This is a genomic window from Dokdonella sp. (assembly GCF_049593775.1).
Lineage (GTDB): Bacteria > Pseudomonadota > Gammaproteobacteria > Xanthomonadales > Rhodanobacteraceae > Dokdonella.
This window is the reverse complement of record NZ_JBAWHJ010000472.1, coordinates 1-11033: the sequence shown is the minus strand read 5'-3', so window position 1 is coordinate 11033 and position 11033 is coordinate 1. Positions and strand designations below refer to the sequence as shown.

5 protein-coding genes are annotated in these 11033 nt (G+C 60.6%); 4 read left to right on the top strand and 1 reads right to left on the bottom strand.

Annotated features, from left to right (window positions below):
- The 4 genes from WBP53_RS16275 to WBP53_RS16260 all read left to right on the top strand — a co-directional run.
- On the top strand, positions 1 to 823 hold an 823-nt coding region (locus WBP53_RS16275; RefSeq protein WP_423930801.1), incomplete at its 5' end, for a hypothetical protein.
- Positions 824 to 1059: 236 nt separating this feature from the next.
- A complete protein-coding gene (locus WBP53_RS16270) occupies positions 1060 to 2088 on the top strand; it encodes a hypothetical protein (protein WP_423930800.1) in 1029 nt (342 codons plus the stop codon).
- Positions 2089 to 2678: 590 nt separating this feature from the next.
- The gene (locus WBP53_RS16265; protein WP_423930799.1) at positions 2679 to 8684 is read left to right on the top strand and encodes a S8 family serine peptidase; all 6006 of its coding nucleotides are present in this window, start codon (positions 2679 to 2681) and stop codon (positions 8682 to 8684) included.
- Positions 8685 to 9018: 334 nt separating this feature from the next.
- The gene (locus WBP53_RS16260; protein WP_423930798.1) at positions 9019 to 10350 is read left to right on the top strand and encodes a M12 family metallo-peptidase; all 1332 of its coding nucleotides are present in this window, start codon (positions 9019 to 9021) and stop codon (positions 10348 to 10350) included.
- 254 nt (positions 10351 to 10604) lie between these two features.
- On the opposite strand, the gene WBP53_RS16255 is transcribed toward WBP53_RS16260, so the two are convergent.
- Entirely contained in the window at positions 10605 to 10901 is a 297-nt protein-coding gene (locus tag WBP53_RS16255) for a hypothetical protein (protein WP_423930797.1), read from the bottom strand.
- Positions 10902 to 11033: the final 132 nt, after the last annotated feature.

Genomic DNA, 11033 nt, shown 5'->3' with positions numbered 1-11033 from the left:
GATCTGTTCCGCCCTGCTGGCCCTGATGCTGTCTTCGCCGGCATTCGCCGGCAACCTGCTCGATCTCAGCGTGGTCGATCGCGACACGGGATCAACCCTGCGCACCTGGAGCATGGACGGCAAGCTCTATATTGCCGGCATGCCCGGTCACCGCTACGCGATTCGCCTGCGCAATCGTACCGGCGGACGTGTACTCGCCGTGCTTTCGGTTGATGGGGTCAACGCGGTCAGTGGAGAAACCGCCAGCGCCAACCAGAGCGGCTACGTGCTGGATGCCTGGGAGTCGACCGAGATCAATGGCTGGCGCAAGAGCCTGGACGAGATAGCCCAGTTCAACTTCACTGCCTTGCCGAACAGCTACGCGGCGCTGACGGGCCGACCGATGAACGTCGGGGTCATTGGTGTCGCCGTATTCACCGAGCGGGAGCGCCGCTGGATTGCCGAGGAGCGAGAGAACAGAGCACCAGCGCCGAGCTCACCGTCATGGATGGAAGACTCGGTGGCCAAACAGAAAGCAGAATCCAGCGAGTCCCCGGCTGGCGCTGCCCGATCAGGCTCGGCAGATTCCGCAGCGCCGATGGCCCGCCGCCAGGCACCCAGTGAACGACTGGGTACCGGTCACGGTGATCGCGAATGGTCACGCGTCGGTACCACCCGGTTTGTCCGTGCCAGCATCCGCCCCGCGGAGACACTGTCGATCTGGTACGACAGCCAGCACAACCTGGTCGCTCGCGGCGTCATTCCCGGCCGACCGATCGCCAGGTACGAACCCAACCCGTTCCCGAACAGCTTTGTTGCCGACCCGCCGGTTCGTCGATGGTAATTCTTCTCGCGGACAATCCGCCACCATCGAAAGATGGCTGGTGGATTTCTGGCTGTCTGGCCGACACGATCGACACTTAGCGCTTCAATCAACAACCGGCCATCTGCAGGACACCCGGTGCCCTCCATCCTTGGCCAACTGTGTTTCGGATCGCGATCGTGCATATATCGGTCACGCATTCGCGTCTCAGCTCGCGCGAATTCGGTCGAATTCAAAGCACCCAGGGGAGTAATCCAATGACAGCAGGAAACACAGGCGCGCGAGCGCTTGCCGTGCTTACTTTTGCGTTTGCAATGCTCCTGGCGATGACCGTGACCGCCAGCGGAGACATCAGCAGGTCGGGTGACGTCGCCATTACCGCGGGTGAGGAAAACCAGATCTTTGGCAACGGCTTCGAGCCACTGAATCCATCCACCATCAGGATTCTCTTCGACCCTGCCAACCTGTGGTTCAACAACTTCACCAACCTGTTCATTTTTCCGGAGAACAGCAACGCAAGCGCGGTCACCTTGACCGCTCCCCTGACCATCGCCCTTCCTCCCGGATTGAGCCCGAAGTTCCCTGCAGTCAGTGACTGCCCCGGAGCCGCTGTTGTCACTTCACCCACTTCGATCACGCTCAATGCTGGCGCGCAGATCCCCGCTGGCGGCGCCTCGCCCGGCTCGTGTTATTTGGGTGCCTATTTCGAAGTAGCGAACCACGGGATCTACCCGTTTTCCATCCAACCTGGCGGCTTGCAAACCGATGCGGGCGCCAACACCGAATTGGCATTCGCGAATTTGACCTACGGTCAGGCCGTCATCCCCTCTGGCCCGATCAACCACACCATTTCCCCGCTGCTGGAGGGTACGGGAATGACTTGGTCGCAAAAAATAATTGCGGACGGAATCAACGGCCTTGACTTCCAGATAGTAAACTTCGGAGGCACGAAGTTGGGAATGAGGACTTACTGGACCTATACGCGGTACGGCAGCAGAGCTGTTGTCAACAACCCTGGGGAAGCGGATCCCGCCATCCTGACTTCCGGAGCGACCATTGGCCCGGATTCGATATTCTCGGGAACTGTCAATTTTGGCCTCATGTACGGATGGAACGCAGGCGCAACCGGCTACATTGGTTTCCAGTTCGATTGCGGGACGGCAATTTCACCCAGCGGCCTCTGCTATGGCTATTTCCGCTTCAGCACGACGGCACCCAACGGCCACCCGGCAACGCTCATCGACTACAGCTACGATCAAACCGGCGCTGCCATAACGATTCCGTAGCCCGGGGATTCGCTAACTATCCAACACCAGGGGGCGCCGACCGGCGCCCCTTCTTTTCGCCCGGGGCAACGCGACGACGATCGCAATGCATCGCCGCTTGGCCCGGGGGCGTATTCCGACCCACCGCACAACAGTCCAGGTCCGCACGGGCAACTGGTGGCACTGCCAGCACGCCAGCCATGTCCCGATTGCGAACGCCGGCGGACCCGGCAACAACCTCCTTTCCCCCTATATTCCTATAGATACGGACACCGGAACCTGTTCCGGTCCGTAAGAGAAGGACTGCCTGAACGGCCGGTATTTTCTCCATACCTTCACGCATGTCGCATGCCGGGACAGAGGTCCCCGAAACAACCGCTGACAGGGTCAGTTTCCTGAATCCGCCCCCTGGTTGCCGAGCGGAAAACCGGACCCGAAATCCGGCCGAAAATATGTGTTGCTTCCGGGTCAACTTAGGAAGACTATCAGGCCGGATCCGGGTCACAGGCCCGGATTGAACAGGGGTTTTCAAGAGTTTTGACAACAGGTCGTTGCGGAACGCAGCGACTCCATTGACGCTGCTTCCCAACAACATATACATGGGGAAAAACATGAAATTGTCGTCCGCCGCATCGCGCGGCAGGTATAACCGCGCAAAGCCATTGGCAAGCGCGTTGGCATTGACGTTGTTCACAGGGTTAACCGCATCGGCATCCGCTGCGTACAACCCGGTAGTGAATGTTGCACAGGCACTGCCTGCAACTGCACTGGCCACCACGCTGGTAGCTTCGGATATTTCGGCTCCCGCTTACTACACCATCGTTTTCAAGGAAGCGCCGCTGGCTACGTATGCCGGCAATGTTTCCGGGTTGCCCGCCCCATCCGCGCTGCTCAGGAATGGTGAGCCGACGGGAAAGCTCGACGTCAAATCACCTGCAGCGCTCGCCTATGTGAGCTATCTGCAAGGCAAGCAGGAAGTATTCATCAGTCAACTCGGCAATACGCTCGGCCGTCCGCTTGACGTGATGGCGCGCATGCAGCACGGACTCAACGCTGTCATCGTGCGCCTGAGCAATGCCGAAGCCTCGGAAATCAAGCAACGCAGCGACGTCGATTTCATTGAGCGCGAACATCAGCTTGAACTCGATACCGATCGCGGCCCGAGCTTCATCGGCGCACCGTCCATCTGGGGCGGCACCACCGCCAGCGGCGTCGCCACGAAGGGTGAAGGCATCCTGGTCGGCGTCATCGATACCGGCGTCAACTGGGAGAGCCCGGCATTTGCAGCCGTAGGCCCGATCGATGGCTACGTGCACGTCAATCCGCTTGGCAGCGGCAACTACCTCGGCCAGTGCCAGGCAGGCGCCGTTGACGCGGGCAGGTGCAACGACAAGCTCATCGGCATCTACAATTTCGCGGCGCCAGGAACCAGTGGTGCTGACACCCAGGGTCATGGTTCGCACACCGCGAGCACGACCGCCGGCAACGCGTGGAATTCGATCTACGCTTCCGGGCCGTTCAGCATTTCCGGTGTCGCCCCGCATGCCAACGTGGTCACCTACCTGGCCTGCCCAGCATCGTGCCCAAGCACGGCAACCTCGCAGGCTGCCAACCAGGCAGTTGCCGACGGCGTTGACGTCATCAACTATTCGATCAGCGGCGGCACCTCGCCGTGGACCGATGCAACCTCCACTGCCTTCCGCAATGGTGTTGCTGCCGGCATGTTCGTCGCCGCATCTGCTGGCAACACCAGCACGACGGTGCCGAACCCGATCGGCCAGGTCAACCACATGGAGCCCTGGGTCGAGACGGTCGCAGCTTCGACTGAAGACCGCATCATCGCAGTCAGCCTCGACCTGACCAGCGAGGCCAACCCGCCAGCAAACACCCAGGACGTTCCGATGCGTACGGGCGGCCTGCCGCTGCCAACATCGAACCTGATCAATGTTCCGCTGATCAAGAGCCCCAACTTCGCAAACGGTTCAACCGACGGTTGCGCACCTTATCCGGCCGATACGTTCGTCCGCACGGGCGCACCGACCGACCGGATCTTCTACGACGGATTCGATGGCACGGCGCCGCCTGAGATCACCCAGGGTGCCATTGCCGTCCTTCATCTCGACGGTACGGCCAGCTCCTGCGGCAGCGGCGCACGCCGCACGGCTGCATTGGCAGCCGGTGCCGTTGGCGTCATCTTTGTCGATGTCGTCTACCTCAACCTCGGTGCCGCAGATACTTCGTGGTCGATGGTGATGGGTGACTGGCTCAACCTCGAAGCCGGCTCCACTCCGGCCACGGCAGCAGTCAGCATCGATATCGCCGCCAGCACGTTCCCGGCACAGGGTGACGTCATGGGTGACTTCAGCTTCCGCGGCCCGCGCACGGTCAGCGGCCAGGGCATGGTCAAGCCGGACATTACCGGCCCGGGCGTAGACATCCTCGCTGCAGGCTCTGCCAACCTTGTTGGTGCCGATGGCGTCTACCTCAGCAACGGAACGTCGATGTCGAGCCCGCACATGGCCGGCGCTGCCGCGCTCATGCGTGCACTCAACCCGACATGGTCGCCGACCCAGATCAAGTCCGCACTGAACCTCAGCTCGAACAACTTCGGCGTGACCAATATTGGTGGCAGCCCGGCAACGTTGTGGGACTACGGTTCCGGTCGCGTCAATCTGACCGCGGCTTCCCAGGTCGGCCTGATCATGGACGAGACTTCGGCCAACTTCCTGGCGGCCAACCCGGCCACCGGCGGCCAGATCTCGACCCTGAACCTGGCCAGCATGGCCAAGACGGGCTTCATCGGTGACACCCAGTTCACCCGCACGTTCCGCCGCGCTCGTGCCGGTTCGCAGACCTATACCTTGTCTGTTGCAGGATTCCCTGCTGGTGCCATCGAGTTCTCGCCCGCTTCGTTCACGGTCAGCTCCAGTGGTTCAAAGGAAGTCACGGTGACCGCGCACGGCGGCCTGCTGACCTCTTCGACCTGGAACCTCGGCGAACTGATCCTGACACCGTCCAGCAGCAACGAACCGGTGCTTCATCTGCCGATCGCGCTGAATCCGGCTGGCCCCGTCATCCAGGTCAATCCGACCTCGTTGTCCGGAAGCTCCGATACGACGGTAAGCAGCGACCTGACCATCACCAATATCGGCAATCCGACATTGAACTGGACGATTGCCACCTCGGGTACGGCGACGGTCACTCCGCTCAACACCGCTACGTCCAACAATGGTCAGCTGGTCGGTTCGTATACATCGATCCCGAACGGGTTCTACTGGTCGCAGAATTTCGACACGGCTGGCATGACTCACGTCACCACCTTGCGTGCGAACGGGTTTGTACTGCCCAGCATCACCCTGACCGGCACCACCACGCCGCAGGTCACCTTCAGCATCTACGCCGACAACGCCGGATTCCCGGCAGGCGCGCCGCAGATGTTCGGGGCAGCACCGATCTGGACCTACAGCAACAGCATCAGCAACGCCAACGGCATCTCCACGGCCGGCGGCAACCTGTCGCTGAACCTCAATGCCGCTGGCGTTCCATCGCTGGATCTGCCGAGCGGTCGCTACTGGATGACGGTTTACCCGACCATCAACGGCGGCGCCCTGCAAACCAATGCCGAGCCGCTCTGGGCCTGGCGCGTCAGCACGGATCCACAGGTAGGCAACCTGCCTGTCCTTTACGATCCGGGTAGCAACCCCGGTTTGCAGACCGTCCCCACCGTCACCGCGATGTCTGCATTCGTGCAGGGCACGGTCAGTTGCGCACTGCCAAGCTGGGCTTCCGCCAGCGTGACATCCGGTTCGCTTGGAATCGGCGCTTCTGATGTCACCTCGATCACCTTCAATGCGAACGGCCTTGCCGCTGGCGTCTACAAGGCCTCGCTGTGCGTCAACAGCAATGCGACGAATGGCGTGGCGACCGTACCCCTCAGCTTCACGGTCCCGAACGGTGGCGCAACACCGCCGACACTGAGCAAGGCCTTCGCTCCGACGAGTGTCATGGCGGGTCAGCCCAGTACCTTGACCTTGACCTTGAGCAACTCGGGCCCGTCGGTTTCGACGCTTGGTGCCGCCTTGACCGATTCGTTCCCGGCCGGTCTCGTGGTCGCGGCAACTCCGGCCGCAAGCACCGATTGCGTCGGCGCCTCGGTAACCGCGAATGCGGGTTCGGGCACCGTCTCGCTGGGAAGTGGTGCTCAAATCCCGGCGACAGGAAGTTGCACGGTTACAGTAGACGTCACAGCGAATACTGCTGCTGACTACGACAACACCATCGCTGCTGGCGCCTTGCAGACGAATACCGGCAACAATGCGGCAGCGGCCAGTGCGACGCTGACGGTGACGCCTGTGGTGATCGTGCAATGCACGACCACCAATCCTGTCGAAATCGAGGCAACTGCAGGAACGGTCGGCCCCAGCGGCTTCTCGACCCTGAAGGATGCCTTCGACGCGATCAACGCAGGCACGCACCAGGGCGTAGTGGATGTCACCGTTTGCGCCGACACCACCGAAACGGCAAGTTCGGTACTGAACGCCAGCGGCGCAGGTTCTGCGTCGTATACGGCAGCGACGATCAAGCCTGCCGGCGGCGCAGCACGCACAGTCAGTGGTGCGATGGCCGCTGGAAGTCCATTGATCGACCTGGCCGGTGCCGACAACGTGACAATTGATGGCCTCAACAGCGGTGGCAATGCGCTGACGCTGTCGAACACCACGGTATCCGGCACGGCGGGCACCTCCACCATCCGCTTTATCGAAGGTGCCACCAACAACGTCGTCACCAACGCCACCATCCTCGGTTCGGCAACGGGCGCGACCACGGCGGCGACGGGCACGGTTCTGTTCAGCACCAGCACGGTGGCAGGCGGCAACAGCAACAATACGGTGTCGAACAACGACATCGGGCCTGCAGGAGCGAACTCGCCGTCCAAGGCGATCCAGGGTTTGGGCACCAGCGCCGCGAATGCCAACGCGGGCAATGCGATCAGCGGCAACAAGATCCACGACTACTTTGTTGCTACGGGTTCCAACGCGGGTATTTCGGTCTACAACTTCAATACCGGCTGGACGATCGCAAACAACCGCATCTACCAGACCGCTCCGCGTACCTTCACCTCGACGGCGCTGCGCTATACCGGCATCCTGATCGATGCGTCGAGTGCGGCTAACGGCGGCGACGCCTTCCAGATCACCGGCAACGTGATCGGTTTCGGCGCAGCGGATGGCACCGGCACCACCACGATCTCCGGCTCGACCAACGAGTTCCGCGGCATCCTTCTCAATGGGTCGGGAGCTACTACGCCAAGCACTGTTCAGGGCAACACGGTCTCGGGCATAGCACAGTCCTCCGCACGGAATTCCACGACGACCTCCAATTCGGTCTTCATCGGAATCCAAGCCGGCGGGCCGAGCATTGACGCTCCGGTCGACGTACTGAACAACACCATCGGCAGCCTGGATGGGTCTTCCACGATTGTCATCAACTCGGGTTCGACCACGACCAATACTGCGCCGGCGATCGGTATCCTGGATTACAACTGGGACAGCGGATTGTCGGTGTCGAACAACGCGATTGGCGCGATCACGCTCAACCAGAACAGCGGCGTGGGCACGCTCACCGGCTTCCGGGGCATTCTCTCGTCCACGACCGGAGGCATTACCCGCACGATCGACAACAACACGATCGGCGGTACCACGGTGGCGGGCGGCATCGTCAACAACCTGGCGGGCGGCGTGATCTATGGCATGCAGGTGGGGTCGACCACCATCTCCGCCACTGGCAATGTGGTGCAGAACATCACCAACAACTGCACTACCGTCAACACTGTTGCCATCGCAGGCCTGCTCACCACGGGCAGCACCGGCGCGAACGTGATCTCGCAGAACACCTTCCGTTCGCTGGTCAATAATGCGGGCACGATCAACAACTCGATCTACGCGCTGTACACGAGCTTTGCGACCAGCTCCGGCAGCGTCGTCGAACGCAACTTCGTGCATTCCCTGGTGGTGAACTCGACCGCGCTGACCAGTCAGATTGCCGGCATTTTGCCGGTGGCTGGCAGCGGCACCTACAAGAACAACATGGTGCGACTGGGCTACGACGCGGCGGGCAATTCGATCACCGCCGGTATCGTGATGTACGGCATGTTCGAGCTTGCAGGCACCAACAACATTTACAACAACAGCATCTATGTTGGCGGCACCGACGTAGTCTCGTCGAGCAATACGTTTGCCTTTGTCAGTAACGTAAGCACGGGCACGCGCAATTATGTCGACAACATTTTCTGGAACGCGCGCAGCAATGCCTCGGGCACCGGCGTCAACACCGCGGGACTGTTGTCGGCGGCCACCGGCGCGACGAGCGACTACAACGATCTGTTCGCCGATGGTGCTGGCGGCGTCGCCGGCCCCATGGCCGCCGGGCTGGATGCCAACAGCGTCGCGGTCAATCCGCTGTTCGTCAATCCGACCGGCACATCGGCCACGGTAAACCTGCACCTGCAAGCAGGCAGCCCCGTAGCAGCAGCCGGCACGCCGATCGTGGGTGTGACCGACGATTTCGACGGGGATCCGCGCTCTGCGACGGCTCCATCGATCGGAGCTGACGAGTAAAAATCGGATCGCGTTTGATCCATGCAAAGGGCGCCCCTCGGGGCGCCCTTTTTTTGTCGCCTTCTTCGCCTGACTCCAGGGCAACCCGCACCGTCTCTTGCCGAGGCTGGGCACGCGCGGACTTCTCCGATCGTGGCTCAACGCCCCCCGATCGTCGCCGTTTTGGGCCCGATTGCCGCTTTGCTGGCGAAAATGCCAGGCACATGGCCGCCTGTCTGACTACAATCTCTTTGATCTTGAGCTGGCAAGCAGCCGGCTTGGGTCATGCATCACAGCGCGACGGCTGGCCCACGGGCATGCTGGCGACGCTTTTCGTAGTCAGGAAATTTTCGTCATGCGTTTGATTGCACTGAGTTTATTCATGTTCGCCGCGACTGCGGCCATGGCCGCCGAAACAGGAGCCGTGCGCTTCGACGCCGGATCACTGGCCCGCTTGCAGAACCTTGAGCCCGGCCAATCCGTTGAAGTTGCGGAATTTCCGGCCGGTCCGGGCGTGCTCACGGCCATAGACTTCAAGCGCATCGAAGTCTATGCACCGGATGCTCGCATCGTCGTGGTCGATGATCAGGGCGAGCACGAGATCCCTCGCAGCCAGCGCATTCATCTGATCGGCTACAGCAAGGACGGCACCACACGTGTCGGCCTCTCGTTCGATCCGGACCTTGCCGATCCGCCGTATGGTGCAGGTTCCAGTCCTTCGGGCGCCTTCGAGGTGCAGAGCCGGCGCATCGAGAATGGCTGGCAGTTCAGCGCGATCAGTGCGGAATCGGCCGTGCCAGCGGGCATCACACTGGAATACCCGACCAACGAAGATTCGCTGCCCAATCCGAATGCCGCGCCTTCCGCCTTTGATCACCTGGTCCAGGACAACTCTCCGCTAGGCGCCCTGCGCTATGCCGTGGTCGCCGTCGATACCGATGTCTCGTTCATGAGTGAGCGCTTCAGCGGAAACACCGCGAATGCCACTGCCTGGATCGCTACTCTTTTTGCCCAGATGAACGTGATGTACCAGCGCGACCTGGACGTGAGCCTTCTGCAAGGAACGACTTTTCTGCGCGTAGCCACCGATCCCTACACGAATACCGATTCACCGGCTTCGTCGGCCATGCTGGCGGAGTTCGGCAACTACTGGCAGGCCAATTACAGCTCGGGCGGATCCGCAGTCAGCCGTGCATTTGCCATGTTGCTGTCGGGGAACTCATCCAGCGGCAACTCGGCGTCGGGTATCGCCTGGGTGAATTCCTACTGCAGGACATCCGGCAACGGCGGCAGCTACAGCACCAACCAGATATTCACCAACTCTGCCATTAGCGTAGCCAACACTGCATTCATCGTCGGCCACGAACTCGGCCACAACTTCGGTGCCGCACACACGCATTGCAGTAGCGCCACGACGGGCAGCTATCCGACATCCAGCAATACGATTGATCAATGCAATACGTCTGGAACGGGTTGCTACTCGGGTCCAACCAGCTGCCCGGCGTCTGGCCCGGGCGCACCCAAGGGCACTCTCATGAGCTACTGCCATGTCAGCCCGAGCAGTTGCGGCTCCAATGTGCAGGAGTTTCATCCAACGCACATTACCCAGGTGCGCACTCGCATTGCCGCGAATACGCCGAGCTGCCTGACCTTGACGGACGTGCTATTTGCGGACGGATTCGACTGACAGCCACAGGGGTACATTCGGCGACAATGTGTCGGCCGAATCGTTTGTCTGGACAAGGTAGCCCCGCGCAAGGAATCCCAGCTCGCGCGCGGGCCTACGGAGCACGTCAAAGTCCGGTTGCCCGCAGAACAACTCTTTGTTCGCGACAACAATGTAGAGCATTGGAGGCTGATTCAACTGATTCTGCGATCAGTAACACATGGGTCTCAGCGTCTTTTCGTCGGACATTTTCATGCAGTCTCGGATGTGTTGCTCTAGCCTTCCTCGGTGTGTCGGACTTCCTTGTCCGCCTTGTCATTGCCCGAATTTTCCTGATTCACTTCTTCTTCGCCGAACATCTGCCAGAGGAAGTAAAAGAACATGGCTATTGTGCCAATTGCAATTATTGATCCCAGCACAATCCCTATGGTTTTCTCAACGAAGGCGTTCTTGAAATTATTGAGCAGCCAGATGGCGGGTACGGCGACAATCACCCCTACCCCCCACGCGGCGAAAGCCAACTTAAAAGATGCCGGCTTTTCCTGGAACAATTTGCGAATCCCGGCCATCATGTCATTCGTCGTTCCTGACTTCACTTTTCGATTTCTGACACTGCCGGCGACCAGCCAGCAGAGATGAGATCAAATGGCTTGCCAACAAGCTGATTGCCCCGAGTAAATCACAAGATTCATTGACGATATTCC